Below are 23341 nucleotides of genomic sequence, written 5' to 3' on the forward strand. Positions count from 1 at the left end.
CCTTCGGTCGCATAACGGAGGGCTGAAGGTCGGGGGAAATCAGACACCATGGACGACGCGCGCAAGAATTCCGTCGAGGCCGTCGCGGACACACGCACCGCTCGCGTGACCAGCGAGGAAGCGCTCGCCATGCATGCCGAGGGCCGGCCCGGCAAGCTGGAGATCCGCCTCACCAAGCCGCTGATCACCGCGCGCGACCTCTCGCTCGCCTACAGCCCCGGCGTGGCGGCGCCGTGCCTGGAAATCCACCGCGATCCCTCGCTGGCCTACGACTACACCTCCAAGGGCAATTTCGTCGCCGTCATCAGCAACGGCACCGCCGTGCTGGGCCTCGGCAACCTCGGCGCCCTGGCGTCGAAGCCCGTGATGGAAGGCAAGGCCGCGCTGTTCAAGCGCTTCGCCGATGTCGACAGCATGGATCTGTGCGTGAACACGGAGGATGTGGACGCCTTCGTCAACGCCGTCCGCTACCTCGGCCCCAGCTTCGGCGGCATCAACCTGGAAGACATCAAGGCCCCCGAATGCTTCGTCATCGAGCAGCGGCTGCGGGAATTGATGGACATCCCCGTCTTCCATGACGACCAGCACGGTACCGCCATCGTCGCCGCCGCGGGCCTCATCAATGCCTGCCATTTGACGGGGCGCGACCTGAAGACGGTCAAGCTCGTCATCAACGGGGCGGGCGCCGCCGCCGTGGCCTGCGCCGAGCTGGTCAAGGCCATGGGCATCCGCCCGCAGCACGTCATCCTGGCCGACACCAAGGGCGTGATCTATCGCGGCCGCACCGAAGGCATGAACCAGTGGAAATCGGCCCATGCGGTCGAAACCACCGCCCGCACGCTCGCCCAGGCGATGGAGGGTGCCGACTGCTTCATGGGCCTGTCCGTGAAGGGCGCCGTCACCCCCGCCATGGTCCGCAGCATGGCCCCCAACCCCGTCATCTTCGCCATGGCGAACCCGGATCCCGAGATCACGCCGGATGAAGCCCGCGCCGTGCGCCCGGACTGCATCGTGGCCACCGGCCGGTCCGACTACCCGAACCAGGTCAACAACGTCCTCGGCTTCCCCTTCATCTTCCGCGGCGCCCTCGATGTCCGCGCCTCCACCATCAATGACGCCATGAAGGTCGCGGCTGCCGAGGCCCTGGCCATGCTGGCGCGGGAGGATGTGCCGGAGGAAGTGGCGGGCGCCGGCGCGGGCAAGTCGCTCCGCTTCGGCCCCGAATACATCATCCCCAATGCCTTCGACCCGCGCCTGATCTCCCGCGTCTCCCCCGCCGTCGCCAAGGCGGCGATGGAAAGCGGCGTGGCGCGCAAGCCCATCGCGGATCTGGCGCGCTATGCCCGCGACCTGGCCGGGCGCCTCGATGCGACGGCGGGTGCGATGGAAGCCATCGCGGAAAGCGTCCGCGCCCATCCCCGCCGCGTGGTGTTTGCGGAGGGCGAGGAGGAGAAGGTCATCCGCGCCGCCATCGCCTTCCGCAATGCCGGCTACGGCACCCCCGTGCTGGTGGGGCGAGAGGACCGGGTGAACGCCACCGTCGCCGCCTTGGGCATCCCCCTCGGCGCCGGGATCGAGATCCAGAACGCCCGCGTGTCGGAAAAGAACGGCGCCTATGCCGATTGGCTCTACGCCAAGCGGCAGCGGGAGGGTTTCCTGCTGCGCGACTGCCAGCGCCTGGTGAATCTGGACCGCAACGTCTTCGCCGCCTGCATGGTCGCCAATGGCGATGCGGATGCGATGGTCACGGGCGTGACGCGCAGCTACGCCGCGGCGCTGGAAGGCGTGCGCATGGCGATCGACCCCGCGCCGGGCACGGTGCTGTTCGGCCTGACGCTGATGCTGGCGCGCCGGTCGGGCACGGTGCTGGTGGCGGATACCGCCATCCATGAACGCCCGGATGCCGCGACCTTGGCGGAGATCGCGATCCGCGCCGCCGCCGCCGCGCGCCGCATCGGCCAGGAACCGCGCGTGGCCTTCCTGTCCTTCTCCACCTTCGGTGACCCCAAGGGCAGCATCCCCGGCAATGTCCGCGATGCCGTGAAGCTGCTGGACCAGCGGGAGGTCGATTTCGAATATGACGGTGAGATGGCGGCCGATGTGGCGCTGGATGATGATCTGCGCGCCAAGCTCTATCCCTTCTGCCGCCTGACCGGCCCGGCCAATGTCCTGGTCATGCCCGGCCTCCATGCCGCGCATATCCTGACCAAGGCGGCGCCGCGGCTGACCTCGGCCCAGACCATCGGCCCGCTGCTGATGGGGCTGTCCGCGCCGGTGCAGATCGTCGGCATGGAAGCGGGGGTGAACCAGATCCTCGACATCGCCTGCCTGGCTGCTCACGCCGCGCTGCCGAAGTAGGGACGGGTGGCCTGAAGGGGGAGCGCTGCTCCCCCTTCACCCCCTCGCCAAGGACCAGCGGGCCCTTGGAACCCAGGCCATTGACGATGGTCCAGGGGGGTCTCCCCCCTGGCCGGGGGTGCAGGGGGGCAGCGCCCCCCTGCAGGCAACACTCGGTGCAGGGGGCAGCGCCCCCTGCGGGCAACACTCGGTGCAAGGGGGCAGCGCCCCCCTGCGGGCTACCCCATCCTTCGCGCCGCCATCTCCCCGATCATCACGCAGGTGAAGTGCAGGTTGGCCCGGCAATCCGCCGGCATGATCGACGCATCCGCCACCCGCAGCCCCGCCACCCCCCGCACCTTCAGATCGGGGTCCACCACGCCCCGCGGATCCTCATGCGCCGTCATCCGGCAGGTGCCGGCGGCGTGCTGGATATCCCCGGCCTCCGCCAGCATCAGCGCGTCCAGTTCCCCGTCCGGCAGCGCGGCAACGCTGCCCAACGCCAGCCCCGTCTCCCCGAAGGTGATCGCCTCCGCGATGTCGCGCACCGGCGCCATGGCACAGAGCCTGGCCAACCGCCGCACCCCGTCGCGCATCCGCGCGCGGTCCAGCGGATGGTCCAGCATGTTCTCCTCCACCACCGGCTGCGCTTCCGGATCGGCGGACGCCAGCCGGACGGAGCCGCGAGACAGCGCCTCATACAGCGCGACCCCGATGCCCCCATTCGGCGCCGGGCCGTCCTCCCACAGGCCGCGGTGGTTATGCGCCACCAGGATCATGTCCCGTTCCCCGCCCATCCCGCTGGAATAGGTGACGCAGCAATTGGTGTGGCGCGCATCCTGCCCCTGGGCGCGATGCGCGGGCTTCAGCGCCAGGCTGGCGCGCAGGATCGGGTGGTCCATGAAATGCGCGCCGACCGAGGGCTGGTCATGCAGCACCGCGATCCCCAGCGCCTTCAATTCGCTCGCCGGCCCGATGCCGCTGCGCATGAGGAGCCCCGGCGAATGGATGGCGCCGGCGCACAGCACCACCTCCCGCGCCGCCAACTCCTCCCACGGCCCATCCCCGAAGCGCAGGCGGACGCCGCGCGCGCGTCGGCCGTCGAAGACCACGCGGTCCACCAGCGCATCCCCGCGGATCGTCAGGTTCGGCCGCCCGCGGGCGGGTTCCAGGTATCCATCATTGGTGGTGATGCGCTGCCCGTCGCGCAAATTGATGGGGTTGCAGGAAATGCCCTCCCCCTCCGGTGCGTTCAGATCGGCCTTCCAGGGATGCCCGGCCGCCAGCGCCGCGTCGCGCAGCGCCCGGTCCACCGCGCCCCAGCGGTCCTCCGGCATCCGATACACCGGTAGCGGCCCGCCGAGCCTTTTGCCCGTTCCATCGGGACCCGGGACGCCGAAATCCGCGTCATCCTCGATCCGGTCGAAGATCGGCAGGACGCTGGCCGCCGACCATCCCTCGCACCCCGCTTCCGCCCAGGAATCGAAGGCGGCCGCCACGCCGCGGATGGCGATCTGGGCATTGACGGTGGAGGACCCGCCCATCGCCTTGCCTCGCCAGTAGAAGCGCGGCTGCTGGGCGGCGGTGCGGCGCGTCATCAGCCCCGGCCATTGCCAGGCGGCCTGGTGGTCGGGGTGGTGCATGAAGGGGATGATGTTGGGGCTGCGCAGCGCGGCGGGGGCCTCGGCGGTGCGCCAGTCCCGCCCCGCTTCCAGCAGCAGCACGCGGCGGGCGGGGTTTTCCGAAAGCCTGGCGGCCAGGGCGGCGCCGGCTGACCCGCCCCCCACCACGATCACGTCATGCAAGGCGCCTGGTCCCCGTCCCCATCACAGGGGGCAAGGATACCGGCGCCTCAGCGTCCCCGCATATAGGCGCGGTGGGGCTTGTAGGTCAGCCAGCGCTTCAGGTTGCGCAGGAAGTCGCGCACGGGGGTGCGGGCCCGGAAGGAGAGGGCGCGGAACGGCAGGCTGGAGGCGTTGGGCATGGCGGGGCTCCCCGCTGGAATCCGGGTGCGCCCTCCTGGCGGGGCGGCACCGGGGCCGCCTGGGGCGCATCATGGGCGCCCCGCGTGAATCATCCGTTAGCGGCGCGCCGCCTTTCCGCTGGAAAAACCGCGCCTGTTCGGTCTATGTTCCAGCCATCATGCGCCGACCCGCGCCCGCCATCGCCCCATGCGCGCAGGGCATGGCGCGCGCGGAAGCCCCGCCCATCTGGAAATGCCGGACGGCGAAGGCCCCGCGAAAACGGTGCTAAATGGGCTAAAAACACTAAAACCTTAGTATTCTTGAGGGCCCTACCGCGCCTTGCGGATGATCAGTCCGATCGAGGTCGCCACATGCTCCCCCATGGCAAGCCGCAGATGCGGCGTATCGGCCACGGGCAGCGCGCCGTCCTCCTCCGAGAAGGGCGGCAGGTCCACGAACTGGTCCAGCACCCCCCGGCCGGGGTGGAAATCCACCGGCAGCAGCTCATGCCCCGCCTCGGCCAGGCGCTCGCCCAGCGCCTCGATATGGCGGCGCTGGAACAGCACGGTGCTGCCGCCATCCAGCGTCGGGCCATCGGCCGCCATGTTGAACTCGGTGGTATGCACCGCGATGCCGCCGGGCCGCAGGCAATCCATCGCGCGCACCACGAAGTCCAGCCCCGCCTGGATGCTGCCCAGATGTTCGAGGGAACAGACGGACCAGACGAAATCCCGGCTGCCATCGGCCATCGCATCAGGAATGCGCCGCATGTCGGCGGGCTGGAAGGTCACGCGCTGGTCGAAGACCTCGCGCTCCACCAGCGTCGGCCAGAACAGATGGTCGATCTCGCTGGCATGCTGCCCCGTATCCTGCCAGCCGCGGGCCTTCTGGTCCTGCGCGCCGAGGTCGGTGGCCAGCACCTCCACCCCATGGGCGGCGAAGAAGGCGGGCAGCATCTCCCGCCCCACCGCGAAGCCCAGCGCGCGGCGGCGGTTGTTGAGCATCCCCGCCTCCCACAGCGCCTGGGCGACGAAGCAATCCTCCCAAACCTTGCGATGATAGATCGGCATCATGCCGAGGCGGGAGCACCAGTAGTGCAGCCAGGGCTGCTCGATATCCGCCTGGCGGCAGAGGCCGGAGGTCAGGCGCACCTGGACGGGGAATGATTGCGGCCTGACACCCGGCCCGGCGGCCCCGCTGGCATAAAGCTGTCGCGCGAAGGCGGAGCCCAGCACCTTGGTGTTCCACGCCGCGTGCCGCGCTTCCGCCGATGGCCGGGCGGCGCGGCTGGCGATCTCCGCCACGCCCTGCCGCCCGCGCGCGAACAGCGCCATCACCCGGCGGAGCGGCCCCGCCATGCCCTGCTTGTCCATGCCGCTTCCTCTGCCCCCGAATCCCGCCGGGGGCAACAAGCCGCCCGCCCTCAGCTATCCAGCCGGATGCCGAGGTCGCGGATCAGCGGCCGCCAGGTCGCGTTCTCCTGCGCCACGAAGGCGGCGAACTGCGCCGGCGTCCAGGGCTGGTACTCGATGCCGAGGTCGGCCAGCCGCCGCGCCAGGTCGGGCGACGTCATGGCCCGGATCATCTCCTCCGCCAGGCGGGCGACCACGGGGGCGGGGGTGCCGGCGGGCACGCTCATGCCCTGCCAGCCATAGGCCACGGCATCATGGCCGAGGTCGCGGAGCGTCGGCACATCCGGGAACAGCGCGCTCCGCGCCTCGCTCATCACGCACAGCGCGCGCACCCGGCCATCGCGGATGAAGGGCGTGCCGGTCGCGGTGTCGATCACCACCACGTCCACATTGCCCGCCAGCAGATCCTGCATGGCGGCGGGGCCGCCGCGATAGGGCACATGCTCCGCCGCCAGCCCGGTGCGCCGCTTCACGAGTTCCATCGCCAAATGGTGCGGCGATGCCACCGCCGGGGTGCCGTAGGTGGGCGCCCGTGTCCGCGATGCCGCGAGCAGGCCCGCGAAATCCCGCACCGGATCATTCGGCCGCACCACGATGAACAGCGGGAAGCGCCCGATGAAGCCCACGCCGGTGAAATCGCGGTCGGGGTCATAGGGCAGGCGGGCATAGAGGGCGGGGTTGTAGGTCAGGATGCCGTTGTCGACATGCATCCAGGTGTAGCCATCGGCCGGGGCGCGGGCGACGATCTCGCTCGCCAGCACCGCGCCGCCGCCGGGCCGGTTCTCCACCACGACATTCTGGCCGAGCCGCGGGCCCATCTGCGCCGCGATCAGCCGCGCGAAGGCGTCGGAGGCCCCGCCCGGCGGGTAGCCGACGATCCAGCGCATCGGCCGGTCCGGCCAGGCGGCCTGCGCGGCCGCGCCCTGCGCGAAGCCCGCCACACCCAGTCCCGCCATCCCACCCAGAAGGCCCCGACGTCCAACCATGCCCGATCTCCTCGAATGCGGATGCCATTCTGCGGCCCCTCGCGCCCGGCGCAACCGGAATGAGCGGGGATGAGGCCCCCGCGCACGCATTGCCTGCCCGGCAAAGCGGCAACACGCGCCAGCCATGCGCCGTCAACACGCGAATAGCCGAAAACCTGTCTTGATCCTGCCATGCCGAGGCAGGACAGTTGCCGCATGCGCGCGATGATTGGCATTTCCTGCTGCGTGAAGGCGTTCGGCATCTTCGCCACGCCGAACCATGCGGCGTCCGACAGCTACGTCCGGGTCACGCTCGGCCCGATCGGTGGCGTCCCCGTCCTGCTGCCCGCGGCGGGGGAGGCGCTGGTGCCGGACATCCTGCCCCGCCTCGATGGGCTGATGCTGACGGGAAGCCGGTCCAACGTGCACCCCGACCACTATCAGGGCCCCGCCCATGCCGAGGGCACGCCGGAGGATGTGGCGCGGGACAGCACCACGCTCCCCCTGATCCGCGCCGCCATCGCGGCCGGCCTGCCCGTGCTGGCGATCTGCCGCGGCTTCCAGGAACTGAACGTGGCGCTGGGCGGGTCGCTCGACCAGCGGATCCAGGACCTGCCAGGCCGCCTCGACCATTCGACGCCGTCGGACCAGAAGCTGCCCAAGGTCCGCACCGGCAAGGCCCATGCCGTGCGCCTGTCCGCCGACAGCCAACTCGGGAAAATCTGGGCCGCGGCGGGCCAGGGCTTCCGGCCGGAAGCGGTGCCCGTCAATTCGCTGCACAACCAGGGCATCTGCCGCCTCGCCCCCCGCCTGGTGGCCGAAGCCTGGGCGCCGGACGGAACGGTGGAGGCCGTGCGCGTCGCCGATGCCCCCGGCTTCGCCATGGGCGTGCAATGGCACCCGGAATATGACTGGGAGCATGACGCGCTGAGCCGCACGATCTTCGAGGTTTTCGGCGCCGCCTGCGCCGACTGGGCCGCGGGGCGCCGCCCGCAGGGCCAGGTCGCGCAGCGCGAAGCGGCCTGAAAGCGCAACACCTGCGAAATGGTCCGGTCACGACCGCGCGACCCGCCTTCGGCTTGCCCGATTTTTCCGGTCGGACATGCATTCGCCTTTTGCAAGGCGCTCGCCCCCCAGGCTAATCTTCCTTTGCCGGCCTCGACTTTGCCGGTGGACGAAGTCCGGTTCCCCTGCCGGCTCGCCCGACCATTCCGATCGGAACGTTAGCGTGGCGCCCGGTCACCCCCCTGACCGGGCGCTTTTCCGGGCGCATGATGGCCGCATCGCAAGGGGGCCCCCGACCATGGATCAGGACAGGCTGGCACGGCTGAAGGCACGCTTCGCCGAAGGCGCGTCAGGCGAGGGCGAGACGCAGGACCCCCTCTTCCGCCGCATCATCGACAGCCAGTTCCAGGGCGACCGCCGCGCCTGGCCCTTCGCCGGCATTGCCACTTTTTGCGGCGCGCGACTTGAGAGCGATCCCCTCGCCAACCCGCCGGAGATCGGGCTGCTCGGCGTGCCGATGGACCTCGGCGTCACCAACCGCGCGGGATCGCGCCTCGGCCCGCGCGCCATCCGGGGGGTGGAACGCATCGGGCCCTATGAGCCCGCCTTGCACATGGCGCCGATGACGGAGGCGCGCGTGGCCGATATCGGCGACGTGCCCATGGCCTCCCGCTTCTCGCTCGAAACCTGCCACGCCGACATCGAGGCGCATGTGGCCAGGCTCCACGCCGCCGGCATCCGCCTGGTCTCGGCCGGGGGCGACCATTCCATCAGCCTGCCCATCCTGAAGGCGCTGGGCCGCGACCGCCCTTTAGGCATGGTCCATATCGACGCCCATGCCGACACCGGCGGCGAGTATGAGGGCACCCGCTTCCACCATGGCGGCCCCTTCCGCCAGGCGGTGCTCGAAGGCGTGCTGGACCCCGACCGGACGATCCAGATCGGCATCCGCGGCGGCGCCGGCTACCTCTGGGAATTCTCCACCGCCAGCGGGATGACGCTGCTGCCGATGCATGAGGTCGCGGCGATGGGCATCCCCGCCGTCATCGCCCGCGCCCGGGCGGTGGCGCAGGGGCCCATCTACGTCTCCTTCGACATCGATGCGGTCGATCCCGGCTTCGCGCCGGGCACCGGCACGCCGGAAGTGGGCGGCCTGGCGCCCCTGCAGGTGCTGGAACTGCTGCGCGGCCTGGCCGGGCTGGATGTGGTGGGGGGCGATGTGGTGGAGGTCGCACCGCAATATGACGGATCGACCGCCACCGCCCAGATCGGGGCCCAGGTCATGTTTCAATTGATCTGCCTGCTGGCCCGGGCGCCCTCGTTTCGGGGGTAGGGGCGGAATCTCCGGAAAACCGCGCCTTCAACAAGCGATTCCGGCCTGTTATGTAGGGTCGTTGTCGGGGGCCATGGGGTCCGGGGGCATGTCGCGCCCCGGGGCCACTTCAGAAATTCGGGATATCGGGTGCCATGAAGTTCACGGTGGACAGGGCAGTGCTGCTCAAGGCGCTCGCGCATGTGCAGAGCGTGGTGGAGCGGCGCAATACCATCCCCATCCTGGCGAATGTCCTGCTGGAGGCCCGCGACGGCGGCCTGCGCCTGACCGCCACCGACATGGAGATCGCGGTGGTGGAGGAAGTGCCGGGCGTCACCGTCACCCGCACCGGCCGCACCACGGCCCCGGCCGCGACGCTGTTCGAACTCGTCCGCAAGCTGCCCGAGGCCGCGAAGATCGAACTCGACCACCCCGGCGGCGACAGCCAGCTGACGCTCCGCGCCGGCCGCTTCGACGCCAAGCTCGCCGTCCTGCCGGTGGAGGATTTTCCCTCCATGACCGAGGGCAAGCTGCCGCACCGCTTCGCGCTGCCGGCCGGCCAGCTGCGGGAGCTGATCGACCGCACCCGCTTCGCGATCAGCACCGAGGAAACGCGCTACTACCTCAACGGCATCTACATCCACGCCACCGAAGCGGGCGGCGCCAAGGTGCTGCGCGCCGTCGCGACCGATGGCCACCGCCTGGCCCGGGTGGAGGAGCCCCTGCCCGATGGCGCGTCCGAGATGCCGGGCGTCATCATCCCCCGCAAGACGGTCAACGAGCTTCGCAAGCTGGCCGAGGAAGTGACGGATGAGATCGCCGTCGCGCTGTCCGACACCAAGATCCGCTTCACCCTCGGCCCCGTGCAGCTGACCTCCAAGCTGATCGACGGCACCTTCCCGGAATACGAGCGCGTGATCCCGCGCGGCAACGACAAGATCCTGAAGGTCACGAAGAAGGCCTTCGCGGAGGCCGTGGGCCGCGTCGCCGGCATCAGCAGCGAGCGGTCGCGCCCGGTGAAGCTCTCCGTCGATCGCAACCACCTGCTGCTTTCCGCCGCCAGCGCCGAACTCGGCCAGGCGCAGGAGGAGCTGGATGGCGACGTCGTGAACTACGAGCACGCGCCCATCGAGATCGGCTTCCAGGCCCGCTACCTCAACGACATCACCGACCAGATCGCGGAGACGGTGGAGTTCCGCTTCTCCGACGGGTCCGCGCCGACGATCGTGACGGATAGCGCGAAGCCGGAAGCGCTGTATGTGCTGATGCCGATGCGGGTGTGAGCCCGCAGGGGGAGCGCTGCTCCCCCTGCACCCCCTCGCCAGGGTCGAAGGCGACCCTGGACCGCCGGATTTTTCAATTGATGACGGTCCAGGGCCGGTTCGGCCCTGGCGGTAGGGGTCTGGAGAAGGCAGCGCCTTCCCCAGCACTCACCAGTTCATCTCCCCCTTCGCCACCTTCGCCCCGATCTCCAACGCGATCTCCAGCCCCAGCCCCGGATAGCGCCGCTTCATCGCCGCGATCAGCGCCGCGCCATCTGCCGCCGCGGCGAACTCGGCCTCGAACACCTCCAGGTATTCCCGGGTGCTGCGCAGGGAAGACGCATCCGTCGCCGCCCCGGCCACCCCATGCCCCGCCACCACGATCCGCGGGTTGCGCGCCTCCATCGCCACCAGCGCCCACCACCAGGCGAGGCGCGAGGCCGGCGTCGCCGTATCGGCCGTCCAGGCATGCAGCCCCGCGAAGGCCAGCACGCCGCCGAACATCGCGCCGAGCGAGGGCGACCACAGGTAGCTGCGATCCGGCAGCGCCGGCTCCGGCGTCACCAGCTCCAGCACCTCATCCTCCAGCCGCAGCGTCGTGCCGGTCATCGCCTCCGGCACGAAGGGGCTGCGGGGCGCGTTGTCGCCCATCCGCGGCACCCAGGTCTCCAGCTTCTTCGCCATCGTCGCATTGATGTGGGCGACAGTGCTGGGCGTGGCCAGGAACCGCGCCTCCGGGAAGGCGGCGCGCACCACCTCGAGCGAGAAGTAGTAGTCGGGGTCGCCATGGCTGACGAAGACCGTCGTCAGGCGCTTGCCGGATGCGCGGATCGCCTCCACCGCCATGCGGCCTTCCGCCAGGGTGAACATGCCATCCACCAGCACCGCATCCCGCTGGCCGGTCAGCAGGACGGAGGTCTTGCCGAAGCTGGTCGGCGCGCCCTGCAGCACGCGCCAGGACAGGGGGGTGGCGGCCAGGGCAGGGGAGGCTCCAGGGGAGGCGGCGGCGGTGCCGGCGGCAACAGCGGTCATCAGGCTTCTCCGGGTCAGGGTCATGGTCGGTCTCCGTTTGGCGCCCGCATCGGGCTTGCCCGCACCATGACGCCCGCCCCGTTGTCCATCGAGACCGACGTTCTTGACACACTGTTCAGTCCAGATGGACAATCCCGCGATGCTGCCCTCCCTCGACCGCCTGGCCTTCTTCGCGGCGACGCTGGAAGCGGGGTCCTTCACCGCCGCGGCCGCGCGGCTCGGCGTCACCAAATCGCTCGTCTCCCAGCAGGTGGCGCGGCTGGAACAGGAACTCCGCACCACCCTCATCACCCGCACCTCCCGCCGCCTGTCGCCGACCGAGGCCGGCGCCGCGCTGCATGCCCGCTGCGCGCCCGCACTGGCCGAGGCCGCCGCCGCCCTGGCGGAGGTGGCGGAGGGCGCGGGCCCCGCCGCCACGCTGCGCATCGCGGCCCCGCTGGACTACGGCACGGCCGTCATCGCCCCCGCCGTCGCGCGCTTCATCGCGGCCCACCCGGCCTGCCCCGTCGAACTCCGCCTGGCCGATACGGTGCATGATTTGATGGCGGAGCGGCTGGATCTGGCGATCCGCACGGGCTGGCTGCGGGAGGAACCGGGCAGCTTTGCCACCAGGCGCCTCGGCAGTTTTCGCCAGCTGCTGGTCTGCGCCCCCGGGCCAGCGGCGCTGGACAGCCCGGCGGCCCTCGCCACGCGGCCCTGGATCGCCCATGCGCGGCTGAAGGAACCCTGCCGCTGGCGCTTCCGCCGGGACGGATCGGCGGAGACGGTGACCGTGGAGACAAGGGCGGTGGCGACGGTGGACACCACCCCGGCCGTACGCGCCCTGGCCCTGGCCGGCACGGGCTACGCCATCCTGCCGGACTACGCGGTGGCAGAGGATCTGGCCGCCGGCCGCCTGGTGGCGCCCCTGCCGGGCTGGCTGCTGCCGGAAGGCGGCGTCATCGCCCTGCTGCCGCCCGCCCGCTTCCGCCCCGCCCGCGTGCGCCTGTTTCTGGAGTTGCTGGCCAACGGCAACGCCTAGCTGGCGTCGTAATCGACCGTCACGGTGGCGCCGGTCGGGCGGGACTGGCAGGTCAGCACGAAGCCGGCCTCGATCTCCCAGGGCTGGAGCGAATAATTGGTCGCCATCGCGACCGCGCCTTCCGTCACCTTCGCCCGGCAGGTGCAGCACATGCCGCCGCGGCAGGACCAGGGCAGGTCCAGCCCCGCGCGCAGCCCGGCCTCCAGCACCGATTCGCCAGATGCCATCGGCACGTCGCGCGTCACGCCATCCACGGTGATGGTCGCGGTCGCCGCCGCCGGGGCTTCCGGCGGGGCTGCGGGCTTGGCGCGGGGCAGGGTGCCCGCGGCCGGCGTGAAGCGTTCCTCCTGGATGCGGGTGGGGTCCATCCCGAGCCCTTCCAGCGCCCGGCGCGCGCCCGCGGCCATGCCATCCGGCCCGCAGAGGAAGGCCGCGTCGATCGCACCGACCGGCACCAGCCCCGGTAGCAAGGCCGCGATCCGTGCGGCGTCGAGGCGCCCATGCAGCGCGCTGAGTTCATGCTTCTCCCGGCTCAGCACATGCACCACGGCCAGGCGGCTGAGATACCGATCCTTCAGGTGCTCCAGCGACTGACGAAACATGATCCCCGCCGCGTCGCGATTGCCATACAGCAGCACGAAGCGCGCCCGGGGCTCCCGCGCCAGCAGGCTGGATGCGATGGACAGGATCGGCGTGATCCCGCTGCCGCAGGCGATGCCGAGCACCGTCCGTGGGCGCGCGGCGGCGTCGGGCATCAGCCCGAAGCGCCCTTCCGGCGGCATGGCGTCCAGCACATCGCCCGCCCGCAGCTGGTCCACCACCCAGCCAGAGAAGGCGCCCCCCGGCACCCGCTTGATGCCGACGCGCAAGGTCCCGTCATCCAGGCCGGCGCAGATGGAATAGCTCCGCCGCTGTTCCACGCCGTCCACCACGCGCCTGAAGGTCAGGTACTGCCCCGGCGTGAAGCGGAAATCGGCATGGGGCGGCGGCTGCAGCGTGATGGCCACGGCATCGGATGTTTCACGTGCAACATCAACCACGCGCAGCGGATGGAAGCGGGTGGACACGGCGTTCATCGGCGCCTCGTTCATCATCACGGGGCTACAGGCATTTGAACTGGTCGAAGGGCTCGCGGCAGGCCGTGCAGCGCCACAGCGCCTTGCAGGCGGTGCTGCCGAATTCCGAGAGCTTTTCCGTGGCCAGGCTGCCGCAGCGCGGGCAGGGGGTGTCGTCATCGGCGCCGAACAGGGCGCGGCGCCCGGCGCGTGCGGCCGGCGGCGCGATGCCGTAGCCCCGCAGCGCATCGCGCCCGGCTTGCGTCATCCAATCCGTCGTCCAGGCGGGCGAGAGCACCAGCCGCACCCGCACATCGGAAAACCCGGCGGCGGCCAGCGCGGCCTCGACCTCGAAGGCGATCACATTCATCGCCGGGCAGCCCGAATAGGTCGGCGTGATGTCCACCTCCGTCACGCCGTCATCGCCCAGGCGCACATCCCGCAGCACGCCGAGATCGGCGATGGTCAGCACCGGAATCTCCGGATCCACCACCGCGCCCGCGATGGCCCTGGCGCGCGCCAGGTCGAGCGTGAGGACGCTCACCACACCGCCCCGGGGACGCTCACCAGACCGCCCCGGGATAGGCGCGCTGCAAATGCTGCATCACCGCCAGCATGTGGCTGAGATGCTCCGTATGCACGCCGCGGCGCCCGCCCTTCTGCATCCAGCCATCGCGCGGGCGTTCCAGCCCGGCCTCGGCGAAGACGCGCGCCACCGTCGCCTCGAAGGCCGGGCGCAGCGCCGCGGCATCGGGCAGCAGCGCTGCGACGGCCTCATGCTCCGCCGCGAAGAGTTCGCCGGTATAGGGCCAAAGCCTCGCAACCGCCGCCGCCACGCGCGCATGGCTCTCCTCCGTCCCGTCGCCGAGCCGGATCATCCATTCCGCGGCGTGGCGCAGATGGTAGGTGACTTCCTTCTCCGCCTTGGCCGCGATGGCGGCGATGCGCGCATCGGGGGATGCCATCGCCGCCTGCCACCAGGGCAGCATCGCGGCGCTGGACAGGAACAGGCGCGCGATCGTCTCCGCGAAATCGCCGCGCGGCAGTTCGAAGATCAGCGCGTTGCGGAATTGAGGCGCGTCCCGGCGATAGGCGAGGTCGTCCTCGCCGTGTCCCGTGCCCTCCACCTCCGCCGCATACTGGTAGAGCGACCGTGCCTGGCCGAGCAGATCCAGCGCGACATTCGCCAGCGCCAGGTCTTCCTCCAGCATCGGCGCATGGCCGCACCATTCGGACAGGCGATGCGCATGCACCAGCGCGTCATCGGCGCGGGCCAGCAGCGTATCCACCAGCGGCGAGGCCGCGACCGCGATGCTGGTCACGGCTTACATATGCCCGACATCGTCGGGCACCTCGTAGAAGGTGGGGTGGCGATAGATCTTGTCGGCGGTCGGCTCGAACAGGGAATCCCGGTCGCCCGGATCGCTCGCGGTGATGGCGGCGGATGGCACCACCCAGAGCGAAAGCCCCTCGCCGCGCCGCGTGTAGGTATCCCGCGCCGCCTGCAGCGCCATTTCCGCATCCGCCGCATGCACGCTGCCGGCGTGGCGGTGCGCCAGGCCGGCGCGGGCCCGGACGAAGACTTCCCAGATGGGCATGGGGGCTTCGGCCATGGCCCTCACTCCGCCGCCTGGGCCATCGCGGCGCGTCGCGCGCGGCGCTTTGCCGCATGGGCCAGCGCGGCTTCCCGCACCCAGGCGCCTTCCGCGTGGGCGCGGCGCCGCGCCTCGATCCGTTCGCGATTGCACGGCCCGTTCCCCGCCAGCACCTGCCGGAATTCCTCCCAGTCGATGGCGCCGTACTGCCAATGCCCGCTCGCCTCGTCGAAGCGCAGGTCGGGGTCAGGGAAGGTCAGCCCGAGGAAATGCCCCTGCGGCACCGTCGCATCGACGAATTGCTGGCGCAGCGCGTCATTCGTGAATCGCTTGATCTTCCAGCGCATGGACTGGTCGGTATGGGCGCTCTCCCCATCCGGCGGGCCGAACATCATCAAGGCGGGCCACCACCACCGGTCCAGCGCATCCTGCGCCATCGCCTTCTGTTCCGCCGTGCCGCGCGCCAGCGTCAGCATGATCTCGTAGCCCTGGCGCTGATGAAAACTCTCCTCCTTGCAGACGCGCACCATGGCGCGGGCATAGGGGCCGTAGCTCGTCCGGCAGAGCGGGATCTGGTTCATGATCGCCGCGCCATCCACCAGCCAGCCGATCGCGCCGATATCCGCCCAGCTCAGCGTCGGATAGTTGAAGATGGAGGAATACTTGGCCCTGCCGCTCAGCAGCTGATCGACCAACTGCTCGCGGCTCGTGCCCAGCGTCTCGGCGGCCGCATAGAGGTACAGCCCGTGCCCGCCCTCATCCTGCACCTTGGCCAGCAGCGCGGCCTTGCGGCGCAGCGACGGCGCGCGGGTGATCCAGTTGCCCTCCGGCAACATGCCGACGATCTCGCTATGCGCGTGCTGGCTGATCTGCCGCGTCAGGGTCCGGCGATAGGCCTCCGGCATCCAGTCATTCGGCTCGATCTTGTCCTCGGCCGCGACGCGCGCCTCGAAGCGCGCCAGGCGCTCCGGATCCTCCGCCGCGCCCGTCGCGGGCGGCACATCCTTCTGATTCAGGGCCTGGGTGTACACCGGCGCCTCCTCCGATTTTGGTGGAGGTTATGTCACACATACCCGCAAGTAAAGCGCAAACGCCGTAACACGTCAGAGGTCGAAGCGCCCCGCCAGCTCGGCCGGCGGCAGGGGGCCGGCCTCGGCCCTACCGGCCCCGTCCAGCCAGGCCTCCGCCGCCGGCACCAGCCCCGCATAGAGCCTGGCGGCCAGCGCCGCGGCATCCCGGCCCGGCCAGCCATCGGGCAGCAGGGCATCCGGCAGCGCGGGGTCCCGCAGCGCGATCCGCCGCCATTCATGCACCAGCAGCAGGCGCAGCGGCAGCGCCTCCTCCGCATCGGGCACCACGCCATCCAGCGGCGCGAAGGCGGCCAGGAAGCGTTCATGCGCGGCCGCGATCGCCGCCAGCGGCCAGGCCCGCGCCGCCAGGTCCCGCGCCTCCGCCAGGCTGCGCGGCGCCGCCATCAGCACGGTCGCCGCCGCCGGCAATTCCTCCGCCGCCCCCCGCAGGCCGATCCAGAGCCCCGTCGCCGCCTGGCCGAATTGCCGGCCGGCCAGCGCTTCCGCCACCGCGGGGTCGGTCGTCATCACCAGCCGGAACCGGCCGTCCCATTCCGGCGGCCGGGCGCGGTAGATACGGCGCGCCGCGGCGCCGAAGGCGGCCTCCCCCCGCGGGCCCAGGCGATGGAAGGAATTGCGGCCCACGCGGTTGCGCGCCAGCCACCCTTCCTCCGTCAGCCGCGACATCGCGGTGCGCACCTGGCCGGGATTGCAGCCGAAATGGTCCAGGATCGCCTGCAGCGACCCCAACCACAGCGACCCGCCCCGCGGCGCCACCGCATCCCCCCAGATCGTCACGATCAGGCTGGCGATGCGCGGCGGGCCGAGGCGCTTGGTCAGCGCCCCCAGGGCAGAGGGATCAGGCATGGCGCGCACACTGCCGCCGCCCCGCCCGGCCACGCAACCCGCCCTTGTCCCCATCCCGGTCGCGGCCCACATCCCCGGCGCAATGACCCATGACCGACGCCCCCCCGCCTATACGGCGCCGATCCTCTCCACCCTGCCGCCACTGCCGGAATGGCTGGTGGGGGAACTCCGCTCCGACCATGCGGGGGAAACCGGCGCCGTCATGATCTATCGCGGCATCCTGGCCGTCTGCCGCGACCCCGGCGTGGTGGATTTCGCCCGCCGCCACATGGCGACCGAACAGGGGCACCTCGACCTGCTGAACGTGCTGCTGCCCGCGCACCAGCACAGCCGCCTGCTGCCGATCTGGCGCGTGGCGGGCTGGATGACCGGCGCGCTGCCGTCGCTCTTCGGCCCCCGCGCCGTCTACGCCACGATCGACGCGGTGGAGACCTTCGTCGACCACCACTACCAGCAGCAGATCGACCGCCTGGACGCGGAGGACATCCACCCCGAGATCCGCGCCCTCCTCGCCCACTGCCAGGCTGAGGAAATCCACCACCGGGACGAGGCGCGCGACGCCGCCACGGCACCACCCGGGCCGCTGCTGCGCGCCTGGGCCTGGCTGGTGGGCAATGGCTCCGCCGCCGCGGTGCACGCAGCGCGACGGGTGTAACAAGGGCGAGGCTCTGCCCAAAACTTGAAAAGGGGGCGCTCCGCCGGGGGGCGTGGCGCCCCCCGGACCCCGCCGGCACTATGCGATTCTCCGAGGGGAATCGCCGCCATGCCGACCAGCAAAATGCCCGAAGCACGCGCCATGATCGTGGCGCCCCAGCCCGAAGCGGCGGAAGCCGGCGCCAGCATCCTCGCGGCCGGCGGCAACGCCATCGACGCACTGCTCGCCTGCGCGCTGACGCAAGGCGTGGTGGACCCCATGATGTCGGGCATCGGCGGCCTCGGAATCCTCCAGCTGCACGACCCCGCCACGGGCCGCACGACCGTGCTGGATGGCCTCTCCACCTGCCCCGCCGCCTGCACACCGGATATGTGGGAGAGCGCGTTCCAGCGCGAATGCGCCGATGGCTACGGCTTCATCCTGGCCGACCGTGCGAATGAGGTGGGCCACCGCGCCGTCACAACCCCCGGCATCCTCCGCCTCTTCGCCGAAGCCCATGCCCGCTTCGGGAAACTCGCCTGGAAGGACCTCTTCAGCCCGGCCATCGCCTTCGCCGAGGAAGGCTGGATCATCCGCCCCCATGTCCACGCGATGTTCACGGCCAACGAAGCCGCCTATGGCCGCCTCGACTATGTGAGAAAACTCGCCTTCACGCAGGAAGGCGCCGCCCTCTACTGCCGCCCCGACGGCACGCCGAAACGCCCAGGCGACCCCGTCCGCAACCCGGCTTTGGCCCGCACCCTGGCCGGCATCGCGGCCGATGGCGTCGAGAGCTTCTATACCGGCGCCCTCTCCCGCGTGATCCTCGATGACATGGCGGCGCATGGCGGCATCCTCTCCGCCGCCGACCTCGCCGGCTTCCGCGTCCAGGAAGTGGCGCCGCTGACCATCCGCTACCGCGGCTTCGACATCTCCCTCCCCCCGCCGCCAGCTGGCGGCATCGTGGTGGCGGAGATGCTGCGCATCCTGGAACGCTTCGACCTGGTCGCCATGGGCCACAACAGCGCGCCCTTCATCCGCACCCTCTCCGCCGCCATGCGCATCGCGCTCAAGGACCGGGAGGATCACATCGGCGACCCGGCCACACAGCCGCCGCCGCTGGATCGCCTGCTGTCCGACGCCTACGCCGATGAATGCGCTGCCCGCATCCGCGATGGCATGGTCGCGGCGCCAGCGCGCGTGACGGCCACGGCGAAGGACACCACCACCATCTCCTGCGTCGATGCCTCAGGCCTGGTGGCGTCGCTGACCCATACGCTCGGCGTACCATCCGGCGTCATCCCGCCCGGCACCGGCTTCATGCTGAACGGCGCGATGAACTGGTACGATCCGCGCCCCGGCCGCGCGGGGTCGATTGCGCCGGGCAAGAAGCGCTTCTCCTCCATGACGCCCACCATCGTCTTCCAGGATGGCAAGCCCGTGATGACGCTCGGCGCGCCCGGCGGCGCCTGGATCGGCATCGCCATCCTGCAGGTGCTGGTGAATGTCCTCGATTTCGGCATGGGGATGCAGGAAGCCGTGCAGGCCCCCCGCTTCGCCGCCACCGGCCCCGCCATCGATATCGGCAACCGCATCCCCCGCGCGGTGGAGCGTGACCTGGCGGCGGCGGGAGAGACCGTGCGCCGCAACTACCACTCCTACCCCTTCGCCGCCCCGCACGGCATCAGCCTCTGGGATGGCGTGCTGGCCGGCGGCGCGGACCCGCAGCGGGACGGCCTCGCCATCGGCGTTGCTTGAGAAGATTCAGCCTGGCGGAAGCAGTTTCGCGAGTTCCGCCTTCACCGTCTTGCCGCTGCTGTTGCGCGGCAGATCGGCGATGAGGTCGATCCGCTTCGGCACCTTGTAGGGCGCGAGCCTGGCGCGGCAGAGCGCCACCAGGCTTTCCGCATCCGGTGCCTCCCCCGGCCGAGGCACGACGAAGGCCGCGATCTCCTCCCCCATCGCCGCCGATGGCCATCCGACGACGGCGGCTTCCGCGATGCGCGGGTCGGACAGCAGCACGCTCTCGATCTCCGGCGGATAGATGTTCACGCCGCCGCGGATGATCATGTCCTTCTTCCGCCCCTTCAGCGTGACGTAGCCGGAGGCATCGACCGAGGCGAGGTCACCGGGCAGGAACCAGCCCTCATGAAACACCTCCGCATCCGCTTCCGGATCCTCGAAGAACCCGGTGGCGACGCCGGGCCCGCGATAGCCGATACGCCCCACTTCGCCCGCGCCCAGCCGCTGCATCGCATCGTCGAAGATCGCGATCTCCACGCCGAAGACGGCGCGGCCGACGCTTGCCTCATGCGTATCGATATCCTCCGGCCGCAGCAGCGATATCCCGCCGCCTTCCGTGCTGGCGTAGTACTCATGAAACCCCGCGCAGAGGCGGTCACGGATCGCCTTGCGTTCCCAGGGATGCAGCGGCGCGCCCGATGACAGCAGCAGCCGCATGTTCGTCAGTGGCGCAGCCGCCTCATCGGACAGATCGAGCAGCCGCCGCAGCAGGGTCGGCACCAGGAAGGCCGATGTGGCCTGGCGTTTCTCGATTTCCGCCGCCAGTTCCTGCGGCTTGTAGGGCGGCGGGAACAGCACCGCCGTGCCGCCGCTGAACATCAGCGACATCGGAAAGGTCCGCCCACCGCCAAAATACAGCGGCGTGGCGGAGACATAGACCTCCCGGCTGTTCAGGCCGAGGTCGATCCAATGCGTCCAGAAGCGCCGGATGAATTGCTCATGCGTCACCACCGGCCCCTTCGGCCGCCCCGTGGTACCGGATGAAAGGGACATCAGCAGCGGCATCCCGCCGCACTCCCGCCCGCTGGGGAAGGGAAGATCGGCGGGCGCTGCCTCCACCGCCCGGGCGAAATCCGCATCCACCGCGACGCAGCGCAAACCTTCCAGCGCCGCGGCATCCGGCTCCACCAGCACCAGCCCCGCCCGAAACCGCAGCGCCACCGCCTGCTGTTCGCCCGTGGTCCAGCGCCAATCCAGCGGCAGCGCCACCGCGCCCATCCGCGCGGCGCCCCACAGCGCCAGCATGTGTTCCATGCTGTCCCGCAGCGCGATCCCCACGACCTCGCCCTGCCGCAGCCCGAGTGCCGTCAGCCGCGCCGCCCAGCGCCGCACCAGCCCATCGAGGTCCCGGTACAGCACCACGCGATCGCCCGCGACCAGCGCGGCCTGGTCAGGGCGTGCCGTGACGTGATGCGCCAGCGCATCCGCGATGTTCATCATGGCGCCAGCCCATAGATCCGCAGCGCATTATCCCGCAGGAACTTCTTCAGCGGCCCAGGCCGAAGGTTCAGCGCTTCCACTTCCGTGCGCGTCCGTTCGAATTGCAGCACGGGAAAGTCGGTGCCGAACATCACCTTGTCCTGCCCGTAGCTGTCGATGTAGCGAACGAAGCTCTCGGGCCAGTATTTCGGGCTGTGCGCATCGGCGGCGATGAAGACGTTCCGGTGCTTCCACGCCATCGCGATCATCTCATCCGTCCAGGGGATGCCCACATGGATGCCGATGATCTTGAGTTCCGGGAAATCGCAGGCCACCGCATCCAGGCAGATCGGCCGCCCGACGGAGCGCCTGGGATAGCTGGAATCATACACAAGCGACTGCCCGACCTGCAGCTGCACCGGCACGCCGAGTTCCACGCATTTCGCATAGAACGGGTACCACTTGGCATGGTCCGGCGGCAGTTCGAACCAGTGGGGGTAGAAATGCGCGCCGATGAAGCCGTCCTCCTTCACGGCCTTCTCCAGCGCCCGCACGCCATCCATGCCCTCGGTCGGATCCAGCCCCGCCAGTGCCGAGAATCGATCGGGATATTGCCGCACCGCCGCCGCCACCAACTCGTAGGGCACGTGGTAGCAGGCGGGGTGCCACTTCACGCCAACCTTGGCGGCGACCAGGAAGGCGCGTTCGATCTTCGCGGCATCCATCCGCGCCAGCATCGCCTCCAGGCTGATGCCCTCGAAGGTTTCCTGGTCCACGCCGATCTTGCCGCGGAAGAAGGCGCTGCGATCCGGCCGCGCGGCCAGGGCCTCCTTGGTCCAGATGTTCACCACGGAATCGATGGCCCAGATCTCGTCAGTCATGCCGCACCACATCCCTGCAACGTCGCCACACTGTGTCGCGCCCAGCGCCGCAGCGCTATACATCCGCCATGCAAGTTGACACCGATGCGCTGATCCTCGGCTCCGGCGCTGCCGGCCTCACCGCCGCCCTGGCCGCCGCTGCCGCCGGGCTGCGCGTCACGGTGCTGGAAAAGACCGACCGCATCGGCGGCACCAGCGCCATGTCCGGCGCCGGCACCTGGATCCCCGCCAATCACCACGCCGCCGCCGCCGGCATCGCGGACAGCCCGGAAGAAGCGCTGGCCTATATCCGCGCCGCCGCCCCCGATGGCTGGGCGCAGACCGAGGACGCTCTCTGGCAGCGCCTGGTCGAGGCCTCGCCCCGGATGCTGCGCTTCCTTGAGGAAAATTCGCCGCTCCGCTTCGCGCTGACGCCAGAGCCCGATCCGCTGCGCGACCTCCCCGGCGCCAAGCCCCGCGGCCGCATGCTCTCGCCGCTGCCGCTGTCCCGCTGGAAGGCCGGGCGCTTCGCCTTCCGCATCCGGAAGTCCACGATCCCGGAGCTCTTCACCTATCACGAGGCCGTCGAGACCGATCTCTACCACCACCCCTTCCGCACGGCCTGGCAACTCTGGCCGCGCCTGCTCTGGCGCATCCTGACCAACACCCGCGGGAAGGGCACGGCGCTGGTCACGGGCCTGCTGCGCGGCTGCCTCGATGCCGGCGTGCAGGTCGAACTCGAAGCGCGCGCGGTGGAACTGACGCGTGACGAGACGGGTGCCATCACCGGCGCCATCGTCGAACAGCGCGGCACGCGCCACGCCATCACCGCCACGCGCGGCGTCGTCATCGCCACCGGCGGCTTCGAATGGGATTCAGCCCTGCTGGCACAGCACTTTCCGGGCCCGGTGGACTACCTCGGCAGCCCCGCCGGCAATACCGGCGACGGGCACCGCATGGCCGAAGCGGCCGGCGCGGCGCTGGCCCATATGGACCAGGCGACGCTCACACCCTGCGTGCCCACGACCTTGCACGGCCGCCTCATGGCCCGCCCCGTGCCCTTCCATACCGAACCCAACGCCATCATCGTCAACCGCCACGCCCGACGCTTCGCCAATGAACTGCGCTTCAACATCGGTGAATCGATGGATGAACGCGACGCGGACGGCAACCCCATCCACCTGCCCTGCTGGGTCATCAGCGACACGCGGCTTCTGGACCGCCTGCCCCCCGCCCGCTGGGGCGTCCGTGCCGATCCCACCTGGCTGAAGCGCGCCGACACCATCGAAGCCCTGGCGGCGCAGACGGGCCTGGACCCGACGGCACTCTCGGACACCATCGCCCGCTACAACAGCTTCTGCGCGGCGCAGAAGGATAGCGACTTCGCCCGCCCTTCCGCCGCCGATGCCGCAGCCTCCGGCGACAAGCGCCGCCGCGGCGGGCTGGAGGCGATCGAGCGCACGCCCTTCCTCGCCATGCCCTTCAACCGATCGATCCTCGGCACCAAGGGCGGGCCGCGTACCAACGAACACGCGGAAGTCCTGCGGGCGGATGGCAGCGTCATCGCGGGGTTGTTCGCCGCCGGGGCGTCATCGGCCAATCCGCTCGGAACGCGCGGCGTGGGGACGGGGACGACAATCGGGCCGTACATGACCTGGGGCTATGTCGCCGGCCAACGTCTGGCACAGAGAAACTAGCGAGGCTCCGCCCAGATCATGAAAAGCGGGG

The 23341-nt window shown here is 70.5% G+C and carries 21 protein-coding genes; 8 read left to right on the top strand and 13 right to left on the bottom strand.

Features of this window, described 5'->3' with window-relative positions:
- Positions 1-48: 48 nt before the first annotated feature.
- Positions 49-2358: an NADP-dependent malic enzyme gene (locus tag ACTIE5_RS27805; protein WP_439552990.1), complete on the top strand. Its 2310-nt coding sequence runs from the start codon at positions 49-51 to the stop codon at positions 2356-2358.
- A gap of 218 nt (positions 2359-2576) precedes the next feature.
- Here ACTIE5_RS27805 and ACTIE5_RS27810 read toward each other — a convergent pair whose 3' ends face one another.
- The 4 genes from ACTIE5_RS27810 to ACTIE5_RS27825 all read right to left on the bottom strand — a co-directional run bounded on the left by ACTIE5_RS27810 (position 2577) and on the right by ACTIE5_RS27825 (position 6699).
- On the bottom strand, positions 2577-4133 hold the full coding sequence (locus ACTIE5_RS27810) for a GMC family oxidoreductase (protein WP_439553085.1): 1557 nt from the start codon (positions 4131-4133) through the stop codon (positions 2577-2579).
- 56 nt (positions 4134-4189) lie between these two features.
- Complete coding sequence (locus tag ACTIE5_RS27815) at positions 4190-4321, bottom strand: hypothetical protein (RefSeq protein ID WP_439552991.1); 132 nt, start codon at positions 4319-4321, stop codon at positions 4190-4192.
- A gap of 309 nt (positions 4322-4630) precedes the next feature.
- Positions 4631-5674 carry an SAM-dependent methyltransferase gene (locus ACTIE5_RS27820; protein WP_439552992.1) on the bottom strand — a complete coding sequence of 348 codons (1044 nt, stop codon included), beginning with the start codon at positions 5672-5674 and terminating at the stop codon, positions 4631-4633.
- Positions 5675-5724: 50 nt separating this feature from the next.
- Positions 5725-6699 (bottom strand): Bug family tripartite tricarboxylate transporter substrate binding protein, encoded by a 975-nt coding sequence (locus ACTIE5_RS27825; protein ID WP_439552993.1) that lies wholly within the window; start codon positions 6697-6699, stop codon positions 5725-5727.
- A 195-nt stretch (positions 6700-6894) separates the two neighbouring features.
- Here ACTIE5_RS27825 and ACTIE5_RS27830 point away from each other — a divergent pair, with 195 nt between their 5' ends.
- From ACTIE5_RS27830 to dnaN, 3 genes are all read left to right on the top strand, one after another.
- The gene (locus tag ACTIE5_RS27830; RefSeq protein WP_439552994.1) at positions 6895-7704 is read left to right on the top strand and encodes a gamma-glutamyl-gamma-aminobutyrate hydrolase family protein; all 810 of its coding nucleotides are present in this window, start codon (positions 6895-6897) and stop codon (positions 7702-7704) included.
- A gap of 277 nt (positions 7705-7981) precedes the next feature.
- A complete protein-coding gene (speB, locus tag ACTIE5_RS27835; protein ID WP_439552995.1) occupies positions 7982-9016 on the top strand; it encodes an agmatinase in 1035 nt (344 codons plus the stop codon).
- A gap of 134 nt (positions 9017-9150) precedes the next feature.
- Positions 9151-10278 (top strand): DNA polymerase III subunit beta, encoded by a 1128-nt coding sequence (gene dnaN, locus ACTIE5_RS27840; protein ID WP_439552996.1) that lies wholly within the window; start codon positions 9151-9153, stop codon positions 10276-10278.
- Between the two features lie 147 nt (positions 10279-10425).
- Here dnaN and ACTIE5_RS27845 read toward each other — a convergent pair whose 3' ends face one another.
- Positions 10426-11289, bottom strand: coding sequence for an MBL fold metallo-hydrolase (locus ACTIE5_RS27845; protein ID WP_439552997.1), 864 nt, complete (start codon positions 11287-11289; stop codon positions 10426-10428).
- Positions 11290-11428: 139 nt separating this feature from the next.
- On the opposite strand from ACTIE5_RS27845, the gene ACTIE5_RS27850 reads away from it, so the two are divergent.
- On the top strand, positions 11429-12310 hold the full coding sequence (locus tag ACTIE5_RS27850; protein ID WP_439552998.1) for a LysR family transcriptional regulator: 882 nt from the start codon (positions 11429-11431) through the stop codon (positions 12308-12310).
- Here the strand turns inward: ACTIE5_RS27850 and ACTIE5_RS27855 are convergent.
- The 6 genes from ACTIE5_RS27855 to ACTIE5_RS27880 all read right to left on the bottom strand — a co-directional run bounded on the left by ACTIE5_RS27855 (position 12307) and on the right by ACTIE5_RS27880 (position 16897).
- Positions 12307-13386 carry a 2Fe-2S iron-sulfur cluster-binding protein gene (locus ACTIE5_RS27855; RefSeq protein ID WP_439552999.1) on the bottom strand — a complete coding sequence of 360 codons (1080 nt, stop codon included), beginning with the start codon at positions 13384-13386 and terminating at the stop codon, positions 12307-12309. The two genes, ACTIE5_RS27850 and ACTIE5_RS27855, sit on opposite strands and share 4 nt — an antisense overlap.
- 25 nt (positions 13387-13411) lie before the next feature.
- On the bottom strand, positions 13412-13909 hold the full coding sequence (paaD, locus tag ACTIE5_RS27860; protein WP_439553000.1) for a 1,2-phenylacetyl-CoA epoxidase subunit PaaD: 498 nt from the start codon (positions 13907-13909) through the stop codon (positions 13412-13414).
- 19 nt (positions 13910-13928) lie between these two features.
- The gene (paaC, locus tag ACTIE5_RS27865) at positions 13929-14687 is read right to left on the bottom strand and encodes a 1,2-phenylacetyl-CoA epoxidase subunit PaaC (RefSeq protein ID WP_439553001.1); all 759 of its coding nucleotides are present in this window, start codon (positions 14685-14687) and stop codon (positions 13929-13931) included.
- Positions 14688-14690: 3 nt separating this feature from the next.
- Positions 14691-14978: a 1,2-phenylacetyl-CoA epoxidase subunit PaaB gene (gene paaB, locus ACTIE5_RS27870; RefSeq protein WP_439553002.1), complete on the bottom strand. Its 288-nt coding sequence runs from the start codon at positions 14976-14978 to the stop codon at positions 14691-14693.
- A 5-nt stretch (positions 14979-14983) separates the two neighbouring features.
- Entirely contained in the window at positions 14984-15991 is a 1008-nt protein-coding gene (gene paaA / locus ACTIE5_RS27875; RefSeq protein ID WP_439553003.1) for a 1,2-phenylacetyl-CoA epoxidase subunit PaaA, read from the bottom strand.
- 72 nt (positions 15992-16063) lie between these two features.
- Complete coding sequence (locus ACTIE5_RS27880; protein ID WP_439553004.1) at positions 16064-16897, bottom strand: PaaX family transcriptional regulator; 834 nt, start codon at positions 16895-16897, stop codon at positions 16064-16066.
- On the opposite strand from ACTIE5_RS27880, the gene ACTIE5_RS27885 reads away from it, so the two are divergent.
- Positions 16896-17552, top strand: coding sequence for a demethoxyubiquinone hydroxylase family protein (locus tag ACTIE5_RS27885; protein ID WP_439553005.1), 657 nt, complete (start codon positions 16896-16898; stop codon positions 17550-17552). The two genes, ACTIE5_RS27880 and ACTIE5_RS27885, sit on opposite strands and share 2 nt — an antisense overlap.
- A 108-nt stretch (positions 17553-17660) precedes the next feature.
- On the top strand, positions 17661-19289 hold the full coding sequence (locus tag ACTIE5_RS27890) for a gamma-glutamyltransferase family protein (protein ID WP_439553006.1): 1629 nt from the start codon (positions 17661-17663) through the stop codon (positions 19287-19289).
- Positions 19290-19295: 6 nt separating this feature from the next.
- Here the strand turns inward: ACTIE5_RS27890 and ACTIE5_RS27895 are convergent, their stop codons facing one another.
- Together ACTIE5_RS27895 and ACTIE5_RS27900 are read right to left on the bottom strand one after the other, a co-directional pair.
- Positions 19296-20774: a class I adenylate-forming enzyme family protein gene (locus tag ACTIE5_RS27895; protein ID WP_439553007.1), complete on the bottom strand. Its 1479-nt coding sequence runs from the start codon at positions 20772-20774 to the stop codon at positions 19296-19298.
- Positions 20771-21634, bottom strand: coding sequence for an amidohydrolase family protein (locus ACTIE5_RS27900; RefSeq protein ID WP_439553008.1), 864 nt, complete (start codon positions 21632-21634; stop codon positions 20771-20773). Before ACTIE5_RS27900 ends, ACTIE5_RS27895 begins: the two co-directional genes overlap by 4 nt.
- Before the next feature lie 68 nt (positions 21635-21702).
- Between ACTIE5_RS27900 and ACTIE5_RS27905 the strand changes: the two genes are divergently transcribed.
- The gene (locus tag ACTIE5_RS27905; RefSeq protein ID WP_439553009.1) at positions 21703-23310 is read left to right on the top strand and encodes an FAD-dependent oxidoreductase; all 1608 of its coding nucleotides are present in this window, start codon (positions 21703-21705) and stop codon (positions 23308-23310) included.
- Positions 23311-23341: the final 31 nt, after the last annotated feature.

This window comes from Falsiroseomonas sp. (assembly GCF_051859025.1).
In the GTDB taxonomy this organism is placed as follows: domain Bacteria; phylum Pseudomonadota; class Alphaproteobacteria; order Acetobacterales; family Acetobacteraceae; genus Falsiroseomonas.